Genomic DNA, 19,124 nt, shown 5'->3' with positions numbered 1-19,124 from the left:
GCCAGATCCGGGTTAAGATCCGGTTAACGCGCCGGAGCCCAAAGCGCTGTCGACGGTCGAGGGGCCGGAGCCCCGTCAGGCGGCCTTGTCGGTCGAGATCATGTCGCGCACCATCGGGGCGACCCGTTCGCCATAAAGGCGGATCGTCTCGACCAGTTCCGGGTGGGGCATGGGGCCGTTGGCATATTTCAGGTCGAACCGGGCCAGGCCTAGTCCCCGCACCGTCCGGGCGATCTTGCGTGCCACCGTCTCGGGCGAGCCCGCAAAGAGCGCGCCGCGCTCGACCTCGGCCAGGAAGCGGTCCCGCGTCACGGGGGGCCAGCCGCGTTCGCGCCCGATCCGGCCGAACATCTCGGCATAATGCGGCCAGAGCGCCTCTCGTGCGGCCTCGTCGGTGGCGGCGACAAAGCCGGGGACATGCACCCCGATCGGGCGCGGACGGCGGCCGGCTTCGGCGCAGGCCCTCAGGTAGAGGTCCACATAGGGCCGGAAGCGCAGCGGGTCGCCGCCGATGATCGCCAGCATCAGGCGCAGGTCGTAGCGCACGACCCGCAGGACCGATTCGGGACTGCCGCCGACGCCCACCCAGGCCACGAGCCCGGCAGGACCGGGCCGGGGATGGACGGTCTCCTCCCGCAGCGGCGGGCGCGTGGTGCCGGACCACGTCACGCGCTCCTCGCGCAGGAGCCGCGCGAACAGGTCCAGCCGCTCCTCGAACAGGCGGTCGTAATCGGCCAGATCGAAGCCGAACAGACGGTAGCTCTCGGTGAAGGAGCCGCGCCCCAGGACGACCTCGGCCCGGCCGCCCGAGACGGCGTCGAGCGTGGACAGGCGCTGGAACACGCGCACCGGATCGTCGGTGGAGAGCACGGTGACGGCCGTGCCGAGCCGGATGCGCGACGTCTGGCCGGCGATGGCGCCGAGGACGACCTCGGGCGCGGAGATGGCGAAATCCTCGCGGTGGTGCTCGCCCAGGCCGATGACGTCGAGGCCCGCCTGTTCGGCGATCACGGCCTCCTGCACGACGTGGCGCAGGACCTCGTCGGCGCGCAGCAGGCGGCCGTCGGGGCCGCGGGTGATGTCGCCGAACGTATCAAGGCCGAGCGACAGGTCGCGGGCAGGGTCGGACATGGGACGCACTCCGGGGGCTTCGGGTCCGACATGGGACGGCTGCGGGGGGTGCGGAAGGCGCCGGGCCGCACAGGGCCTGTGCGTGTCTGGCCGGGCCGTCCGGTGCGGGGGCGTGGCCGGGCCCGCAACGACAAGGGGCCCCGGAGGGCCCCTCGCGCCGGACGGACCGGACGGGTCAGGCCGCGGCGTGGCGGTTGACCTTGGATTCGGCCATCGCCGTCAGCTTCTTGTCGGTGGCGTATTCCTCGTCGAGGTTCTGCTGCAGGACGCTCGCGCAATCCTCGCGGCCGAGCTGCTTGGCCCAGGCCACCAGCGTGCCGTAGCGCGTGATCTCGTAATGCTCCACGGCCTGGGCGGAGGCGAGAAGGGCGGCGTCGAGCACTTCCTTGTCGGCCACATCGCCGGCGATCTCGTTGGCTTCCTTGATGATGCCGTCGATCGCCGGGCAGTTGACCGCCTTGGCCTTGGCGCCGTGCATCTCGAAGACCTTCTCGAGGCGCTCGATCTGGCCCTCCGTCTCCTTGAGGTGCTGCTCGAAGCCGGACTTGAGGGCCGGATCGGTCGCCTTGGAGATCATCTTGGGCAGCGCCTTGGTGATCTGCTGCTCGGCATAGTAGATGTCCTGCAGGGTGTGGACGAACAGGTCGTCCAGCGTCTGGATGTCCTTGGTGAAAAGGCCCATGGGGTGCTCCTCTGGTCCGGGCCGCGCGGGTCGTCCGCAGGCGGCCGGGGATGCGGGAAGAACGTCCCCGCCCGCGGGCGGTTCCGGGCGGGCGGGCGCAGCGGCAGGGCGTCGCTGATGCTGGACCGGCCCGCTTCTTCGGCTACGATGAGGATCAGCGGGCCGCAGGACGCGGTCCCCCAGGAGGAGCCAGCACCGATGAGGATTGCCGCCATAGCCGTGACCCTGCTCGCGCCTGCCGCGCTTTGCGCCCAGGATGCCGGAGGGGACGCCGCCGCCGGAGAAACCCTGTTCGCGCGCCAGTGCGTGTCCTGCCACATCATCGCCGACGAATCCGGCGAGGTTCTGGCCGGGCGGGCCTCGCGCACGGGCCCCAACCTCTACCAGGTGGTCGGCCGGGTGCCGGGCAGCCGGGAGGATTTCAACTATTCCCGCGCGCTGGAGGCCTATGGCGCGCTCGGCGTGGTCTGGGAGCAGGAGAACCTCGTCTCCTATCTCCTGGACCCGAATGCGCATCTGCGCGAGGCGCTGGGCGATGCAGGGGCCCGCAGCCAGATGGCCTACCGGGTGCGCAACGAGGAGCAGGCGGTGGACATCGTGGCCTATCTGGAGAGCTTCGGCCGCGCCGACGCGGAGGACGGGGCTGAGGACGGAGCGGAGGATGCCCCGGCGGAGTGAGGCACGCCCGGCTTGACGGCCGGGATCAGGGGGCCGGGCGCGGCGGAGGGGCTGCCGCCCGGTCCTCCTGCTCGCGCAGCTGCGCCTCGAGGCGCTCGGCCCCGCCCGCCTCGATCGCGGCGTTGAGGCAGCCGCCCAGCAGGACCACGAAGGCCGACAGGTAGAGCCAGACCAGAAGGGCCACCGCCGCCCCGAGCGAGCCGTAGATCTCGTTGTAGCGGCCGAAATTGCCGAGATAGACCGAGAAGGCAACGGAGGCGAGGATCCAGACCACCGTGGCCACGATCGCACCGGGCGTGATCCAGCGCGGGCGGTGTCCGCGCCGGTTCGGCCCGAAGCGGTAGATCATGCCGAGCGTCACCATCACGCCTGCCACCGCGACGATCCAGCGCACGACCTCGGCCGCGACGGTGGCGGCGGGGCCGAGCGGGACGACGGCGATCACCACGGGGGCGACGACCACCGCCGCGATGGCCACGATGGCAAAGCCCCCCACTGCGAGCGTGACCCCCACATCGGCGAGCGTCCGGCGCCAGAGGCTGGCGCGGTGGCCGATGTCGTAGGCGGCGTTGAGGCCGCGGATGAGGGCGGAGACGCCATTATAGGCCGACCAGAAGGCGAAGCCGAGCGTCAGGACGGTGGCCCAGCCGATCCCGCGCGAGCCGCCGGCATTGATGAGGCCCACCGCCTGGTTGCCGATCGTGTCGTACACCTCTTCGGGAACGATCTCGGCCACGAGGCCCAGGACCACCTCGATCGCGTGGGGATCGGCGAACCAGCTCCACAGCATGATCACGGCCGCGAGCGTCGGGAAGAGGGCGAGCGCGGCATAGAAGGCGACCCCGGCGGCGATCACGCCGAGATTGAGGCGGTCCATCACGTCCCAGATGTACCAGAACGCCGACAGCGCCCGCGTGGCCACCGCCTGCCCCCCCCGTCCGCTCAGACCCCGCGCCGCGGCGCGCTGCGCGGGCCGAAGAAGAGCCAGGCCAGGAAGCCGAGGATGGGCAGGAACAGGATGGCCAGGACCCAGATCACCTTGGCGCCGGTGGTGGCGTTCGAGCCCACGACCGAGATGATGGCCCAGATGTTGAGGATCAGGACCACGAGGCCGAACAGCCCCGAATAGCCCGTGAAGTTGATGTTCATGGCGCCTCCGAACGTGACGGGCGGCCTGCCGCCCTCTGCGGCGGCAACGTTCCCGCCGGCGGGGGGTTCCTCATCCGCGCCCGCCCTCCGGGGCCGGAGGCGCCGGCGGCACGGCGGGTGCAGCAGCCTCGGCCGGGCGCGTCCTGGGCGCCGACATGATGGTGCGCGAGGGCGCCGCGATCTCGATGCCGCGGGAATCGAGAACGGCCTTGAGGATTTCCGAATAGCGCCGGCCCACATCCCATTGCCGGCCCGTCCGGGTGCGGATCCGCGCGCGCAGCTGCATCCCCGTGTCGCGCAGCGCGACGACACCCTGCAGGTCGAGAGGCCCGTCGATGTCGCGGGCGAAGTCGCTTTCGGCGCGCAGCTGTTCGAAGGCATCGCGCATGGCCGCCTTCACGGCATCCACCGGCTGATCGTAGGGCACGCTGATCTCGGCCACGTGGTAGCCGAAATCGCGCGTGAGGTTGGTGACCGTGTCCACGGAGGAGAAGGGGATGATGTGGGTCGCCCCGTCCATGGTGCGCAGCCGGACGGAGCGGATCGTCAGGCGCTCCACCCCGCCCGTGACGCCGGCCACCCCCACGACATCGCCTACATCCATCGCGTTCTCGAGCTGGATGAAGATGCCGTTGATGATGTCCTGCACGAGCTTCTGGGCGCCGAAGCCGATGGCCAGTCCGACCACGCCGGCGCTGGCCAGAAGGGGGGCGATGTTGATCCCGATCTGGGACAGCGCGACCATGACCGCCACCGCGCCAACGGCGACGCCGAAGGCGTTGCGGAACAGCGACAGCAGCGTGCGGCGCCGCGCGGGGGCCACGCCGAGGTCGGAGGCGAGGCGTGTGTCGATCCAGGAGGCGACGGCCGCCCAGACCATCGCCGCAGCCAGCAGCACCACGAGGGCCGAGACGAGGCGCCAGATGGCCAGCCGCACCCAGTCGCGCGCGAGCAGGTCGCGCGCATCGAGCCAGCCCCAACCCCAGGCCGCGACCGGCAGGGCGGCGGCCGCAAGCGCGAGGCCGAGGGCGATCACGAGGGCGCGGGCGACGCGGTCCATCCGCGGCGCCAGCGTCGGGGCTGCGGCCACGAGACCCGGGGGGAGAGGGGCCGCCACGGCGGGCGCGCGGCGCAGGAGGCCGAAGCCGGCCAGGAGCATCGCGATCGCCAGCGCGGTCAGGATCGTGCCGCCGAGGACGATCTCCTCGACCAGGGCCGGACGGGTGACGGCGACAAACCAGGCATAGACGACATAGATCACGGCGAGCGGCGGCCAGAGGCTGCGCCAGACCGAGCGCAGGCCGCGGGCGACGGCCGGTCCGGCCGCGGCGGAGGTCGGGATGGAGCCGGCGGCGGCCGTCGGGGCCGGCGGGCCGATCAGGCCGGGTGCCGGCTCGGCGGAAGGCGGGGCGGCACCGGCCGGCGCGGGCTCCTCGGCCGGTGGCGCGGCGGCGGGGACGGGCGATGCCGACGCGCTGCGATCGAGCGCCCGGGCGATCGCCCAGATGGCCCACAGGGCGACCAGCGCGGCGAGCGTGGCCACCGCGGTCCGGGCCGGACGCGCGGCGGCAAAGCCCGCCCAGAGATGAACGAGCGGCACGACGAACAGGAAGCCCTGGATGACCATGCCGCCCACGGCGCGCAGGGGCGCGAACACGGCGCGCTGCGTCGCGGGCGGCAGCAGCGAGAAGGCGGGTTCACGGTCCGCATCGGGATTGGCGAAGGCCCTAAGGCCCACGCGGACGAGGCCGAAGACCAGAAAGGCGTTGAGATAGAGGGCCTGGGGGGCCGAAGGCCGGGCGCCGGCGGAGAACACGAGCGCGGCCAGCGCATAGCCCAGCGCCCATGCTCCCAGAACGGCAGCCAGACGCAGCAGGATCACCCCCGCGGCGCCGGAGGTGCGCCGCAGGGGGCCGGCGTCCGTCAGGGGGCCGATCCGCCGCCGCGCGATCCGCCCGGCCCATTCGCCCAAGGCGAGCGAGGCGGCGATGGTGGACAGGATGGTGGCCAGCAGCGCGAGCGCCTCGGTGCGCTGGGCGGCGACCGCGTCGCGCAGCTGGCCGGCCAGGCGACCGATGCGACCGACCTCGAGCACGGCGCGGCGCAGGTCGGCGGCCGTACGCGCGGCTGCCGTCGCCGTGCGCTCGGCCAGGGTCTCGGCCAGACCGGGAGGGGCGGGGGCCTCGGACGCGGCGCCGGCTGCGGGACCGGCCGGATCGAGCCCTTCCAGCCGTTCGATCAGGACGGCGCGGGCCGCATCGTCGCGCAGGACGGCCAGAAGCCGCTCGATCGCCGCATCTCCGGCCAGCTCGGTCGGCAGCGCGGGGGGCGGTGCGTCCTGCGCGGGGGCGGGACAGGCCGCCCAGAGGGCGAGAAGGAGGCCGAGCAGGATCGCCATCCCCCCCGGCCACGGCCGCCGCTCCGCCATCGCCCTCATCGTCTCCTCCCTGCGTCGCGCCGGGACCCTGCCAGCCTGCCGCGCCGGGAGCAACCACGACCCTCGGACATGAAGAAAGGGGGCCCCGGAAGGGCCCCCTGGCGGTCGTGAGCGGAGCGCGTGCGATCAGTTCTGCCAGCGGGGCAGGGCCTCGATCTGCTCGCGGGTCATGGGGACATAGACGCGGAACTCGTTGCCGAACATTCCGCCGTCGCCGCGCAGGACCTGGACCTGGTCCATGTTCAGGGCGACGGGCGTGGCGCCGAGGCCGAGGAAGCCGCCCACGTCCACGATGATCTGCTGCACCTGGCCGTCCTGGGTCAGCACGAGATCGTTCACGTTGCCGATGTTCTGGTCGTTGGCGTCGAAGACATTGGCGCCGGTCAGGTTCTCGGCGGTCAGCATTTCCGGCTCGGCGGCGAGGAAGCCTTCGCGCTGGATCGGCTGGGCCGCCATCGGAGCGGCCGTGGTGGTCCCGGCGGGCTGCTGGGCCATCGTGCCATCGGCGGCCACGGTGCCGTCGGCGCCGTTCACGGTCGTCACGACGGTGCCGTCCTGCGCCACGGTGGTCTGCCCCTCGACCTGCTGGACCTGCCCGGCCGCGGCGGGATCGGCCGCAGCCACGGCGGTCTGGTCGGCGGCCATCTCGGTCTCGGTCACGGCGGCGCCCTGGCCGGTCGTGGCCATGGTGCCGTCAGCCGCCATCGTGCCGTCCTGCGTCACGACCGTCCCGGTGGCTGCGCCCGTGGCGGCCGCGCCGTTGCCCTCGACCACCTGGCCTTGGGCGACGGTGCCGAACTGGTATTCCGGCGCCTGCTCGAGCACCTCGCGCGAGGCGTTGAACACGATGAAGAAGTCGTTGATCTGTTCGGCCGTGGCATTGTCGGCGACGAACTGGATGGCGTCCATGCTGACGGCCACGGGGCGCGCGCCGATGCCGAGGAAGCCGCCGATATCCACGATCACGGCCTCGATGCCGCCGTCGCGCGACAGGATGATGTCACCCACGCGGCCCACATCGACCCAGCCGTCCTGGATGCCGGTGACGCCGAAGCCCGTCGAGGGAGCAGCGCCCGGCGCGGCCACGGTGCCGTCAGCCGCCACGGTGCCATCGGCGGCCACGCCCGTGCCCATCGTCGTCTCGAGCGGAGTTTCGGTGGCATACACGCGCATGCCGATGAAGTCGGAGGCCCGGATCTCGGTGGGCTCCATCGCCGCACGGAACTGGTTCTGGGCAAGGGCGGGGACGGCCATGGCCCCCAGAAGCGCGGTGGAAAGAAGAAGCCGTTTCACGATGATTCTCCAAGGCAAGGAATGGGTGCGCTGCAGGCCGGCGGACCGGCTGCCGCGCTCGTGCCCCCAACGTCCGCCTTTCCGGTCCGGTTCCCCCGTCAGGGCGCTTTGCCCTGCAGGGGCGCCGCCGCTTCCCGCCCGAGCCAGGCGAGGACGGCCGCGGGATCGGCCGCCCGCCAGGCGGCGACGCTCGGTCCCTCGCCCACCTTGACGGCGACCCCGCCCAGGGCAAGGGCCGCCTCCATCGCGTCCTCGTCGGTCGCGTCGTCGCCGACCATGACGGGGCGTCGGCCGGCGAAGGCGCTGCGGTCCATCAGGCTGCGCAGGGCCAGTCCCTTGTCGGCCGCGAGCGGCTTGACCTCGACCACCATCTTGCCCGGTTGGGCCTTGTGCCCCGGCAGGGCGGCCGCCGCCCGTCCGGCCGCCTCCAGACAGGCCGGGCCGGCCTCGGGGGCGGCGCGATAGTGCAGCGCGACGACCGGCCCCTTGATCTCGATCCAGACCCCTTCGTGACGGGCCGCCTCGCGCAGGGGGGCGAGCAGCGCCTCGGGCGGCGGCGGCGGGGCCGGCGGCGGCGGGGCATGGGGGGGCAGGATCTCGGTCCCGTGGCCGCCGGCGCGCCACAGCCCCGCCGGAACGCGGCGGGCCAGGTCGCGCAGGTCGCGTCCCGACAGGACGGCCACCGCTCCGCCCAGCCGCCGCGACAGGCCGTGCAGGGCCTCGGCCGCACCGTGCGGCAGCATCACGGCGTCGGGATCGGGGCCGATGGGCGCCAGCGTGCCGTCGAAATCCAGCACCAGCGCGTCGCGCTCGTGTAGGCGCAGCGCCCGGAGGTCGCCGCCGGTCACGGGGCGGCTCCGGCGGCGAGGGCGTCGAGGGCAGACAGGAAGTCGCGCCGCCAGCGGGTGACGTCGTGTTCGCGCACCTCGCGGTCCAGCGCCTGCCAGCGTTCCTGCCGCTCCTCGCGCGGCATCTCGATGGCGCGGCGGATCGCCTCGCTGGTGGCGCCCACATCGTGCGGATTGACCAGAAGCGCAGCCCCCATCCGTTCGGCGGCCCCTGCGAACTCGGACAGGATCAGCACCCCCGGATCGTCGGGGTTCTGCGCCGCCACGTATTCCTTGGCCACGAGGTTCATCCCGTCGCGCAGGGGCGTGACCAGCCCCACGCGCGCCAGACGGTAGAGGCCGGCCAGCACCCCGCGCGAGTAGCTGCGGGCCAGGTAGCGGATCGGGGTCCAGTCGAGGTCGGAATAATCCCCGTTCACCCGGCCGGCGAGCCGGTCGAGTTCCTCGCGCAGGTCCCGGTAGGCGTCCACGGATTCGCGCGACGGCGGAGCGATCTGGAGAAGGTTGACGCGGCCGCGCAGGTCCTCGTTGTCGTCCAGCAGACGGCCGAAGGCATGGACGCGCTCGGGCAGGCCCTTGGAATAGTCCATCCGGTCCACGCCGATCACCAGCGCCCGGTCGCCGGTGATCCGCGCCACGCGCGCGGCCGCGTCGCGGCCCTCGTCGCTTTCGGCGAGGCGGCCGAACTCGTCCGGGTCGATCCCGATGGGGAAGGCGCGCGCGACGATGGTGCGTCCGAAGGCGCGCAGGCGCCCGTCCGCCAGCAGCTCGGCCCCGTGGCTGTCGGCCATGTAGCGGCGGAAGTTGGCCGCATCCCGCTCGGTCTGGAAGCCGACCAGGTCGAACTCCGCCAGACCGCGGGCCAGACGCTGATGCTGCGGCAGGGCCGCAAACACCTCCGGAGCCGGAAAGGGAATGTGGAGAAAGAATCCCAGAGCGCCTTGCCAGCCATCGTTGCGCAGCTCCTGACCGAAGAGCAGCAGGTGGTAGTCGTGGACCCAGATCAGGTCGTCGCGGCGCAGGATCGGCAGAAGCGCGCGTGCCAGCCGGCGGTTGACGGCGGCATAGCAGTCGAACTCGCCCTCGTCGAAGCGGCCCAGATCGACCCGGTAGTGGAACACCGGCCACAGCGCCCGGTTGGCGAAACCCAGATAGTAGCCTTCGTGTTCGGCCTCGGTCAGGTCAGACAGGACGAACTCGGTCGTGCCTTCGGCGATCAGACGCACGCCGCGCACCTCGCGCGGGACCACGTCGCCCGACCAGCCGAACCAGACGCCCGAGCCGCGTTCGGCCAGCGCCTCGGCGAGGGCGACGGCGAGCCCTCCCGCGCGCGTCTCGCCGGGGGCGGCGACGCGGTTGGAGACGACGACCAGACGGCCCATGGCAGCTTCTCCCCTCCAGCGACACGGGCCAACGCGCCGGCTGCACCGCAGGGTCCGCCCTCCGGCCAGCCGGTCGGGGCCGTCCGCTTCGCCCCCGACTTTTCCGTTTGACGGCAACGACGGGGCGAAGAACAGTGCGCGCAGATAATGTGAGCGGTTGCCAAAAGCCAAGATGTCAGCACCCAAGACAATCCTCTTCCATGTGGGGTTGCCCAAGACCGGCACGACGAGCATCCAGGCGCAGCTCTCTCATGCCGCCCTCCTGCTGGAGGAGGCGGGCGTGCTCGTGCCCGGTCCCTTCCCCCAGGATGCGGATGTCACGCGGAGCAGCGACGCGGTCTTCCACCGGAGCATCCTCGGCTATGCCTATTCCCGCCTGTCCAACACGCCCGAGGAGGACCGCCTCTGGCAGGAGAGCCTGGCGCGATGGCGGGGCGATCCCGGTTCCCGCCTGTGCATCGTGTCGCAGGAGAACCAGCTTCTGTGCGGCGGCCTCATCAGGGCCGAGGTCTGGAGCGATCTGGCCCGGCACGCCTCGATCGAGGTGCTGGCCTATCTGCGCGAGCCGACCGCCTGGATCACGTCGCTCTATGCGCAGACCATCGCCGGCGCAGGTCCCTTCTGCCACCCGATCGAGCGGCATCCGGCCCTGACGCGATACCTGACGCAGGGCTATGCCGGAATGCTGGACGACTTTGCGCCCTACGGGCGCATCATCGTGCGCGCCTTCGAACAGGTCCGTGCGGGGAACCGGCTTCTGGCCGATTTCGGCGCCATCATCGGCGTGCCGGCCTTTGCGGAAGGCGGAGCGGAGATCGAGCGGAAGAACACGAAGCGCTTCGAGCGGGACCAGATCCTGTTCTTGGCCGCAGCCAAGCAGGAGGGCCTGGATCATGCCGTCCTCCATCCGATCCAGATGGCCTTCCTGCACGCGGGCGACGGGCCCCGGCGGCTCGCGACCTTCCTGTCGCAGGATCTGATCGACGCGATCCGCGCCCGCTGGGAGGAGGACCGCGCGATCATCGCCGAGCGTCACGGCGTGGCGATCGAGGCGGGCGAACCGGTCCCGCCCGCCGACCCGGACGAGGCGCTTTCGGCCGACCGGCTGCGCGAGCAGGTGCGCGACCGGCTCACCCGGCGGCAGCGGGCGCTCTTCGAGCGGGTGCTGGAGCGACTGGTCGGAGCCGGTCAGGCCGCGGGTGCGGAATCGTCTCCGGCCGCGACATAGGCCCCCAACGCCGTCGCGACCCCGTCGCGCCAGATCCGGTCGAGCCACGGGCCGAAGGCTGCCGCAAAGGCGGGAGCCTCGGCCAGGTCGCCGTAGATCGCCCGCTGGGCGAGCCAGGCGCGCGGGTCGGACCGGGCGGCGCGGGCGGCGGCCTGAAGCGCGGGCCAGTGGGGGTCGTTGGGCTCGATGGCGGTGCCGTCCTCGCGGGTGCCCTCGCACATGCGCGCCCAGAGCGCCTCGGCCAGGGCGAGACCGGAGACGGGGCGGCCCTCGCGCAGGGCGTCGCGGATCGTGGGCAGCACGAAGCCCGGGTGGCGCGAGGAGCCGTCAAAGGCCACGCGGCGGACGGTGTCGCGCACGGCCGGGTTGGCGAAGCGCCGCGCGGCGAGTTCGGCATAGGCGAGCGGCGTCATGCCGGGGACGGGACGGACGAGGGGGGCGATCTCGTCGCGGGTGACGCGGGCGAGGAACCCGGCGATCAGGGGATGCGCCATGCATTCGGCGATGAGCGACAGGCCCAGCACCTCGCCGGGATTGGCGATGATCTGGTGGCCGGCATTGATGATGCGCAGCTTCATCGCCTCGAAGGCGGCGACGTCGTCGCTGAAGGTGGCGCCCACCGCCTCCCAGGAGGGGCGGCCGGCGGGGAAATGGTCCTCGAGCACCCACTGGCGGAAGTTCTCGTGGGTGACGGGGGCGGCATCCTCGATGCCGTGGCGGCGGGCGGCCTCGATCTCGCGCGGGCCGGTGGCGGGCACGATGCAGTCCACCATGGAGTTCGGGAAGGCGCCGTGCCGCTCGATCCAGTCGGCGAGGCCGGGGTCGGAGAGCCGCGCGAGCGACAGGACCGCGCGGGCGAGCGCGTGGCCGTTGCCCTGGAGGTTGTCGCAACTGAGCCCCGTGAAAGGGGTGTGCCCGGCCGCGCGGCGCCGCGCCAGGCCCGCGACGATCGCGCCGAAGGCGGTGCGGGGTCGGTCTGGATGGGCGGCGTCGTGGCGGATGTCGGGATGGTCCGCGTCGAAGCCGCCCGTCGCGGGGTCGATGAAGTAGCCCCCCTCGGTCACGGTGAGCGAGACGATGCGGATGGCGGGGTCGGCGAGGCGCGCGATCAGGGGGGCGTGGCCCTCCTCGACGGGCAGGAAGTCGATCATGGGGCCGATCACCTCGGCCCGCTCGCCCGCGGGGTCGAGCTCGATCAGCGTGGAAAGCCAGTCCTGCGCGGCCAGCCGGTCGCGCATGGCGGCGTCCTGGGGCCGGACGCCCGAGCCGATGATGGCCCAGTCGTGGTCCCGGCCCTCGTCGAACAGGCGATGCGTGTACCAGGCGAGATGGGCACGGTGGAAGTTGCCCACGCCGATATGGACGATGCCGGGCGACAGGGCCGCGCGGTCGTAGCGGGGCACTCGGACGGCGGCGGGCAGGCGGGACAGGGCGGCGTTCGACAGGCGCATCAGCTCATCCAGTTTCCGCCGTCCACGTTCAGCGTCTGGGCGGTGACATAGCGCGCCTCGTCGGAGGCGAGAAAGACGCAAGGTCCCGCGATGTCCTCGGGCCGGCCCATCCGCCCGAGGGGGACGGCCTCGCCCACGAGGCGCTTCTTCTCGCCCGGGGGGCGGCCTTCGTAGCGGGCGAAGAGGCTGTCCACATGGTCCCACATGGGTGTGTCCACGACGCCGGGCGCGACCGCGTTGACGCGAATTCCGTCGGGGGCGAGCTCGAGCGCGAGCGACTGGGTGATGGAGATGACGGCGGCCTTGGTGGCGCAATAGACGGCCACGCGCGGCTCGCCCCGCCGGCCGGCCTGGGAGGAGAGGTTGATGATCGCGCCGCCCCGGCCGCGGCGGCGCATTCCCGGCACGACCGCCTGGGCGGCGAACAGGGTGCCCGCCACGTTGACGTCGAACTGGCGGCGTACGTCCTCGGGGGTGATCTCCTCGAGAGGGGCCATGTTGAAGATGCCCGCATTGTTCACGAGGATGTCGATGCCGCCCCAAGCCCCTTCGACCGCGCGCACCCCGGCGGCGAGCGAGTCGCGGTCGGTCACGTCGAGCGCAAGCGGCATCGCCGAGGGGCCGAGGGCGGCGGCGGTCTCCCGCGCCTCGGCCTCGAGCCGGTCGGCCACGGCGACGCGGGCGCCCTCGCGCAGATAGGCCTCGCAGATGGCGCGGCCGATGCCGCGTGCGCCGCCCGTGACCAGCGCGATCCGTCCCTCGAGTCGGCTCATTCGATCCTCTGTCCGTTGTCGTCGAAGCGGTGGAGGCCCGCAGGATCAGGCGTCAGGAACACCGTGTCGCCGTGATGGAGACCCACCTCGCCGCCGGCGCGGACGGTGACGGGCTCGGGGATGCCGTCGCAGCGGACGTGGAGAAAGGTGTCCGAGCCCAGATGCTCCGAGACGCCGATCGTGCCGCGCCAAGGGCCTCCCTCGGGGGTGATGCGGACGTGCTCGGGCCGGATGCCGATCGTGGCGGCGCCGTGGCGGCGCGCCTCCTCCCCGCCCAGGAGGTTCATGCGCGGCGAGCCGATGAAGCCCGCGACAAAGAGGTTGCGGGGGCGGCGGTAGAGGTCGAGGGGGCTGCCCACCTGCTCGATCCGGCCCGCGTTCAGGACCACGATCTTGTCGGCCATGGTCATCGCCTCGACCTGGTCGTGGGTGACATAGATCATGGTCGTGCCCAGGCGGTTGTGCAGCTCGGCGATCTCGAGCCGCATGCCCACGCGCAGCGCGGCGTCGAGGTTGGAGAGCGGCTCGTCGAAGAGGAAGGCTGCGGGCTCGCGCACGATGGCGCGGCCGATGGCGACGCGCTGGCGCTGGCCGCCCGAGAGCTGGCCGGGCCGGCGGTCGAGATAGTCGGTGAGGTTGAGGACGCGCGCGGCGGCCTCGACCCGCCGGTCCTGCTCGGCGCGGGGCAGGCCGGCCATGCGCAGGGGAAAGGCGATGTTGCGGCGCACGCTCATGTGCGGGTAGAGCGCGTAGGACTGGAACACCATGGCGAGTCCCCGCCGCGCGGGAGGGATGCGGGTGGCGTCCCGGCCGTCGATCTCGATGCGGCCCTCGGTCACGTCCTCGAGCCCGGCGATGAGGCGCAGCAGCGTGGACTTGCCGCAGCCCGAGGGGCCGACAAAGACGACGAACTCCCCGTCCTCGATGGCGAGGTCGAGGGGCGGAATGACGGTCACGGGGCCGAAGCTCTTGCTGACGCCGTGCAGGTGGATGCGGCCCATGCTGGGACCCCCTATTTGACGGCGCCGAAGGTCAGGCCGCGCACGAGCTGGCGCTGGCTGACCCAGCCGATGAGCAGGATGGGCGCGATGGCCATGATGCTGGCCGCGCTGAGCTTGGCGTAGAACAGGCCCTCGGGGCTCGAGTAGCTGGCGATGAAGGCGGTGAGGGGTGCAGCGCGGGCGGCCGAGAGGTTGAGCGTCCAGAACGCCTCGTTCCAGGCGAGGATGACGTTGAGGAGCACGGTGGAGGCGATGCCGGGCACGGCCATGGGCAGGAGCACGAACAGGAGTTCGGACCGCAGCGTGGCGCCGTCCATGCGCGCGGCCTCGAGGATCTCGGCCGGGATCTCGCGGAAGTAGGTGTAGAGCATCCAGACCACGATCGGCAGGTTGATGAGCGTGAGCACGATGACGAGGCCCGTGCGCGTGTCGAGCAGGCCCGCGTCGCGGAAGATCAGGTAGATCGGGATCAGCACGCCCACCGGCGGCAGCATCTTGGTGGACAGCATCCACAAGAGCACGTTCTTGGTCCGGCGCGAGGGCACGAAGGCCATGGACCAGGCGGCCGGGATCGCCACAAGGAGCGCGATGGCCGTGGAGCCCAAAGCGATCACCACCGAGTTGGTGAAGTGGCGCAGGTAGTTCGACCGCTGCTGGACGGCGGCGAAGCTTTCGGTCGTCCAGGGCGCGGCAAGCACCTGGAGCGGCGGGCGGATCGCGTCCACCTCGGTCCGGAAGGCGAGAATGCCGATCCAGAGGATCGGGAAGAACATCAGGACCCCGATCGTCCAGGCGAGCGCGGTGGTCAGCGCCTTGCGCGGCAGGGGAACGGCGCGGGCCATGGCCTAGCGATCCAGGTTGCGCCCGATCATCCGCATTAGGAAGATCGCGACGATGTTGGCGAGGATGATGGCGATGACGCCCCCGGCCGACCCCATGCCCACGTCGAATTGCAGCAGCGACTGGACATAGATCAGGTAGGTGAGCGTGGTCGTGGCCATGCCGGGCCCGCCGTTGGTGGTCACGAGGATCTCGGCGAAGACCGACAGGAGAAAGATCGTCTGGATCAGGATGACGACGGTGATCGCGCGCGCGAGATGGGGCAGGGTGATGAAGGCGAAGCGCGACAGCGGCCCGGCCCCGTCCATCTCGGCCGCCTCCATCTGCTCCTGGTCGAGCGACTGGAGCGCGGTGAGCAGGATCAGCGTGGCGAAGGGCAGCCATTGCCAGCTCACGATCCAGACGATGGAGGCGAGGGGCGCGCGGCCGAAGAAGTCGAAGGGGCGCATCCCCATCGTCTGCGCGAGCCAGGCGAAGACCCCGTTGACGGGGTTCATGAACATGTTCTGCCACACCAGCGCCGAGACGGTGGGCATGACGAAGAAGGGCGCGATCACGAGCAGGCGCACGATGCCGCGCCCCCAGATCGGCTGGTCGAGCAGAAGCGCGAGCAGGATGCCGCCCGCCACGGTGATCACGAGCACGCCCCCCACGAGCACGAGCGTGTTGCGCACCGCCGTCGTGAAGCTCGGATCGGTCAGGAAGTAGTAGTAGTTGGACCAGCCGGCCCAGGTCTCGGTCCCCGGCATGAGCAGGTTGTAGCGCAGGAACGAGAAGTAGAGCGTCAGGCCCAGCGGGATCAGCATCCAGCCCAGCAGCAGCAGGACCGATGGCGTCATCATCAGGCGGGCGGCAGCCCGCGAGTGCCGGGTGGACATGGCTCGCGCTCCGGGGCGGGAGCGGGCCGGCGCCGGGGCGCCGGCCCGAGGCGGTCAGGTCACTGGATGTAGCCCGCGCGCCGCATCTCGCGCTCGGCGAAGGCCTGCGAGGCTGCGAGCGCGTCCTCGACGCTCTGCTGGCCGGCCAGCGCGGCCGCGATCTGCTGGCCCACGAAGTTGCCGATCCCCTGGAACTCGGGGATGGAGACGTACTGGATGCCGGTATAGGGCACGGGCTCGGCCGTGGGGTTGGAGGGATCGGCGGCGAGGATCGCGTCGCGCACCGTTTCGGCGAAGGGGGCGGCCTCGATGTAGGCGGGGTTCTCGTAGGTCGAGACGCGCGTGCCCGGCGGCACGGCGACCCATCCCTCGGTCTCGCCCACAAGCTCGATGTACTCGCGCGAGGTGGCCCAGGCCAGGAAGTCCTTGGCCGCGTCCACGTTCTGCGAACTGGACGGGATCGCGAGCGCCCAGGCCCAGAACCAGCCGGTGCCGCGATCGGTCACCTGCTTGGGCGCCGGGAAGAAGCCCGTGCGGTCGGCCACCGTGCTCTCGTTGGGGTTGAAGATGTAGCCCGCGGCCGAGGTGGCGTCGATCCAGGTGGCGCAGCGCCCTTCGGCAAAGAGGGCGCGGTTCTCGTTGTGGCCATTGGAGACGGCGCCGGGGGGGCCGAACTCGGTCATCAGGTCCACGTAGAAGGTGATGGCGTTGCGCCATTCCTCCGAGTCGATCTGGGGATTCCAGTCCATGTCGAACCAGCGGCCCCCGAAGGCGTTCACCAGCGGGCCGATGAAGGCCATGTTCTCGCCCCAGCCGGGCTTGCCGCGCTGGCAGGTGCCGAACACGCCGTTGTCGGGATCGTGGACCTGGGCCACGATCTCGCGGAACTCGTCATAGGTGATCTGCTCGGTCGGTGCCTCGATGCCCGCGGCCTCGAACAGGTCGGTGCGGTAGAAGGTGAAGGAGCTCTCGGCGTAGAAGGGGACCGCGAAGAGCGTGCCGTCGGCCGACAGGCCCGCGCGGACGGGCTCGAAGATGTCGTCGAGGTCGTAATCCTCGCCGCCGATGTCGTCGAGCGGCACGAGCCAGCCCTGCGCGCCCCAGATCGGCGTCTCGTAGGAGCCGATGGTGATGATGTCGAACGATCCGCCGCCCGTGGCGATGTCGGTCGTCACGCGCTGGCGCAGCACGTTCTCCTCGAGCACGACCCAGTTCAGCGTGTGGCCCGACTGCTCCTCCCATTGGGGCGACAGGCGCTGCATGATGATCATGTCGGCGTTGTTGACCGTGGCGATGGTCAGTTCGGCGGCGGTGGCGCCGCCCGCGGCCACGGCGAGCGCGGCAGCCGCGCACAGGCTGGTCTTCGGTCGCATCCGGGTCTCCTCCCTGACCATTGGTGCGGTGTCGGGCCCAGCTAAGGACGCGCCGGATCGCCTGTCAACGATTTTTGGCGCGCGCAAACCTTCAGGCCGAGAGCCGGGGCACGAGGCGGCTGTCGAACAGCGTGGCGGTGCGCCGCGGCAGGCGGCCGCCGGCCTCGATCACCTGGAACAGGGTCTCCACGCTCTGCTCCGCGATCGCGGCGTAGTTCTGGGCCACGGTGGTCAGCGGCGGGCAGGTGAAGCGCGAGAAGGGATGGTCGTCGTGGCCGGCGATGCGCAGGGCGAAGCCCGGCCCCCGCCCCACCCGCAATCCCGCTTCGAAGGCGGCGGCGAGAAAGCCGATGGCGAGGCGGTCGTTGCTGCACAGGACCGTGTTCGTGGGCAGCGCGCGGGCGGCGAGGATGCGGCTGCCGCCGCGATAGCCGATGGCCTCGAAATCCCAGTCCTCGCCCTCGGTGCGGATCACGTGCGGCTCGAGCCCGAGCCGCTCCATCGCGGCGCGATAGGCGTCGCGGCGCTTGTTGGCGTTGGGGTTGACGGGCGGCATCTCGAAGAAGCAGGGCGGCTCTCCGGTCAGGGCGAGGTGCTCGACGATGAGGCCGATGCTCTGGGCGTTGTCCGAGCCGATGAACGCCTCGCCCGCCCCGCCGATCTCGCTGTCGAAGAGGATGGTGGGGACGGCGCGGCAGAAGGCCTCGACCGCCGAGCGGTCCGACCGGCGCCCAAGCGGGGCGAGCAGCACGCCCGCGGGCCGGAGCGAGCGCAGGCTGTCGAGCACGTCGCGCTCGATCGCCGGAGAGCCGTGCGAGCTGAACAGGACGGGCCAGAACCCGGCCTCGAGGCAGCGCCGCTCGATCAGGCGGCCAATCTCGGCGAAGAACGGATCGGCGAGATAGGGGACCACGATGCCCACGGTCTTGGTCAGGCGGCGGTTCTGGTTGACCGCGTAAAGATTGGGGCGGTAGTCGCAGCGCTCGAGCGCCGCCTCGATGCGCCGGCGGGTCGAGGGGCGCACGCTGGCGGGATCGTTGAAGTACTTGGAGACGGTCGGCCGCGAGATGCCGCTGAGGGCGGCGAACTCCTCCATGTTGCGGATCCGGTGGCCGTCCGCCGACCCTTCGTCCTGCGGCATGGCCGGCTTCGTCCTCCGATGGTCAAGGCTCGCTCGGCGCGCCGGATCGGCTTGCGGGCGGTTGGCGCGCGTCAAGTTTGCGAAACGATAACAGCGCCTCTCTGCGGGTCAAGCCGACGACTCAGCCGCCGGCCCCGCAGCGGCGCGCCGGCGGCAGCGGCACGGCGAGCGCCCGATGCCCCGTCAGCACCGCGATCGCGCGGTCGGCGAACAGCGCACGCAGGTCCGGGTCGGCGGTGTCGAGTCCGCCCGTATAGGCACCGAAGGCCGGCAGGATCAGCCGCCGGCCGTCCGTGACGAAGCAGGGCCGCCGGCCGCGCAGGCCGGGACAGGCGGCCTTGGGGTGGAAATGGCCCGAGACCTCGCCGGCCTCGGCGCCCGCCCGTGCCTCGTGGCGGAAGACGAGACCCGCGCCGCGCCATTCCGGCACCGCCCCCATGCTGCCGGGATCGTGGTTGCCCGCCACCCAGACCCAGCGCCGTCCCTCGGCCAGCGCGAGAAGGCGTGCGCGGTCCCCGGGGTCGAGCGCGTGCGCGGCCGCGTCGTCGTCGAAGCTGTCGCCCAGCGCCACCACCGTGGCGGGCTTGGCAAGCGCCACCGCCTCCTCCAGCCGCTCGAGCGTGGCGCGCGTCTCGTAGGGCGGCAGGAGGGGCCCGCCCCGGCGCGCGGCCCGTTCGGACCGGCCCAGATGGAGGTCGGCCACGCAGAGAAGGTCCGCCTCGGGCACGAACAGCGCGCCCGAGGCGAGCAGCAGGCAATGGGTGCGGTGCAGGACAAGGGAATGGGCGGTGCCGTTCATGGCCCGTTCCCTGCCCGGCCGCGGCGGCGACCGCAAGTCC

At 71.8% G+C, this 19,124-nt stretch carries 18 protein-coding genes; 2 read left to right on the top strand and 16 right to left on the bottom strand.

Annotated elements, in window-relative coordinates:
* Nucleotides 1-75: 75 nt before the first annotated feature.
* Nucleotides 76-1,131 carry an LLM class flavin-dependent oxidoreductase gene (locus tag GT358_RS07630; RefSeq protein WP_166581990.1) on the bottom strand — a complete coding sequence of 352 codons (1,056 nt, stop codon included), beginning with the start codon at nt 1,129-1,131 and terminating at the stop codon, nt 76-78.
* Between the two features lie 175 nt (nt 1,132-1,306).
* The gene (locus tag GT358_RS07625; protein ID WP_166581989.1) at nt 1,307-1,813 is read right to left on the bottom strand and encodes a ferritin-like domain-containing protein; all 507 of its coding nucleotides are present in this window, start codon (nt 1,811-1,813) and stop codon (nt 1,307-1,309) included.
* 198 nt (nt 1,814-2,011) lie between these two features.
* Between GT358_RS07625 and GT358_RS07620 the strand changes: the two genes are divergently transcribed.
* Nucleotides 2,012-2,491, top strand: a complete 480-nt coding sequence (locus GT358_RS07620) for a cytochrome c family protein (protein ID WP_166581988.1) — start codon at nt 2,012-2,014, stop codon at nt 2,489-2,491.
* A 25-nt stretch (nt 2,492-2,516) separates the two neighbouring features.
* Here GT358_RS07620 and GT358_RS07615 read toward each other — a convergent pair whose 3' ends face one another.
* The 6 genes from GT358_RS07615 to GT358_RS07590 all read right to left on the bottom strand — a co-directional run bounded on the left by GT358_RS07615 (nt 2,517) and on the right by GT358_RS07590 (nt 9,600).
* Nucleotides 2,517-3,413 carry a YihY/virulence factor BrkB family protein gene (locus tag GT358_RS07615; protein WP_166581987.1) on the bottom strand — a complete coding sequence of 299 codons (897 nt, stop codon included), beginning with the start codon at nt 3,411-3,413 and terminating at the stop codon, nt 2,517-2,519.
* A gap of 20 nt (nt 3,414-3,433) precedes the next feature.
* Nucleotides 3,434-3,640, bottom strand: a complete 207-nt coding sequence (locus tag GT358_RS07610; protein WP_166581986.1) for a PLD nuclease N-terminal domain-containing protein — start codon at nt 3,638-3,640, stop codon at nt 3,434-3,436.
* 70 nt (nt 3,641-3,710) lie between these two features.
* Nucleotides 3,711-6,077, bottom strand: coding sequence for a mechanosensitive ion channel domain-containing protein (locus GT358_RS07605; RefSeq protein WP_166581985.1), 2,367 nt, complete (start codon nt 6,075-6,077; stop codon nt 3,711-3,713).
* Between the two features lie 126 nt (nt 6,078-6,203).
* On the bottom strand, nt 6,204-7,370 hold the full coding sequence (locus GT358_RS07600; protein WP_166581984.1) for a PRC-barrel domain-containing protein: 1,167 nt from the start codon (nt 7,368-7,370) through the stop codon (nt 6,204-6,206).
* A gap of 98 nt (nt 7,371-7,468) precedes the next feature.
* Nucleotides 7,469-8,218 (bottom strand): trehalose-phosphatase, encoded by a 750-nt coding sequence (gene otsB, locus GT358_RS07595; protein ID WP_371416243.1) that lies wholly within the window; start codon nt 8,216-8,218, stop codon nt 7,469-7,471.
* Nucleotides 8,215-9,600 carry a trehalose-6-phosphate synthase gene (locus tag GT358_RS07590; protein ID WP_166581983.1) on the bottom strand — a complete coding sequence of 462 codons (1,386 nt, stop codon included), beginning with the start codon at nt 9,598-9,600 and terminating at the stop codon, nt 8,215-8,217. The genes otsB and GT358_RS07590 overlap by 4 nt, the downstream gene beginning before the upstream one ends.
* A gap of 172 nt (nt 9,601-9,772) precedes the next feature.
* On the opposite strand from GT358_RS07590, the gene GT358_RS07585 reads away from it, so the two are divergent.
* The gene (locus tag GT358_RS07585) at nt 9,773-10,828 is read left to right on the top strand and encodes a hypothetical protein (protein WP_166581982.1); all 1,056 of its coding nucleotides are present in this window, start codon (nt 9,773-9,775) and stop codon (nt 10,826-10,828) included.
* Here GT358_RS07585 and GT358_RS07580 read toward each other — a convergent pair.
* The 8 genes from GT358_RS07580 to pdeM form a co-directional block, all read right to left on the bottom strand.
* Nucleotides 10,789-12,279, bottom strand: coding sequence for a mannitol dehydrogenase family protein (locus GT358_RS07580; protein WP_243730747.1), 1,491 nt, complete (start codon nt 12,277-12,279; stop codon nt 10,789-10,791). The genes GT358_RS07585 and GT358_RS07580 overlap by 40 nt on opposite strands.
* A complete protein-coding gene (locus GT358_RS07575; protein ID WP_166581981.1) occupies nt 12,279-13,052 on the bottom strand; it encodes an L-iditol 2-dehydrogenase in 774 nt (257 codons plus the stop codon). Before GT358_RS07575 ends, GT358_RS07580 begins: the two co-directional genes overlap by 1 nt.
* Nucleotides 13,049-14,053: an ABC transporter ATP-binding protein gene (locus GT358_RS07570; RefSeq protein WP_166581980.1), complete on the bottom strand. Its 1,005-nt coding sequence runs from the start codon at nt 14,051-14,053 to the stop codon at nt 13,049-13,051. The genes GT358_RS07575 and GT358_RS07570 overlap by 4 nt, the downstream gene beginning before the upstream one ends.
* 11 nt (nt 14,054-14,064) lie before the next feature.
* Nucleotides 14,065-14,895, bottom strand: a complete 831-nt coding sequence (locus tag GT358_RS07565) for a carbohydrate ABC transporter permease (RefSeq protein ID WP_166581979.1) — start codon at nt 14,893-14,895, stop codon at nt 14,065-14,067.
* A 3-nt stretch (nt 14,896-14,898) separates the two neighbouring features.
* The gene (locus GT358_RS07560) at nt 14,899-15,771 is read right to left on the bottom strand and encodes a carbohydrate ABC transporter permease (protein WP_166581978.1); all 873 of its coding nucleotides are present in this window, start codon (nt 15,769-15,771) and stop codon (nt 14,899-14,901) included.
* A 59-nt stretch (nt 15,772-15,830) separates the two neighbouring features.
* The gene (locus GT358_RS07555; protein WP_166581977.1) at nt 15,831-17,144 is read right to left on the bottom strand and encodes a sugar ABC transporter substrate-binding protein; all 1,314 of its coding nucleotides are present in this window, start codon (nt 17,142-17,144) and stop codon (nt 15,831-15,833) included.
* A 91-nt stretch (nt 17,145-17,235) separates the two neighbouring features.
* On the bottom strand, nt 17,236-18,285 hold the full coding sequence (locus GT358_RS07550; RefSeq protein WP_166581976.1) for a LacI family DNA-binding transcriptional regulator: 1,050 nt from the start codon (nt 18,283-18,285) through the stop codon (nt 17,236-17,238).
* 121 nt (nt 18,286-18,406) lie between these two features.
* The gene (gene pdeM, locus GT358_RS07545; protein ID WP_166581975.1) at nt 18,407-19,084 is read right to left on the bottom strand and encodes a ligase-associated DNA damage response endonuclease PdeM; all 678 of its coding nucleotides are present in this window, start codon (nt 19,082-19,084) and stop codon (nt 18,407-18,409) included.
* Between the last annotated feature and the right edge of the window lie 40 nt (nt 19,085-19,124).

The sequence above is a fragment of the Rubellimicrobium sp. CFH 75288 genome (genome assembly GCF_009904055.1).
In the GTDB taxonomy this organism is placed as follows: Bacteria; Pseudomonadota; Alphaproteobacteria; order Rhodobacterales; family Rhodobacteraceae; genus Rubellimicrobium.
This window is presented reverse-complemented; position numbering and strand designations above follow the sequence as displayed.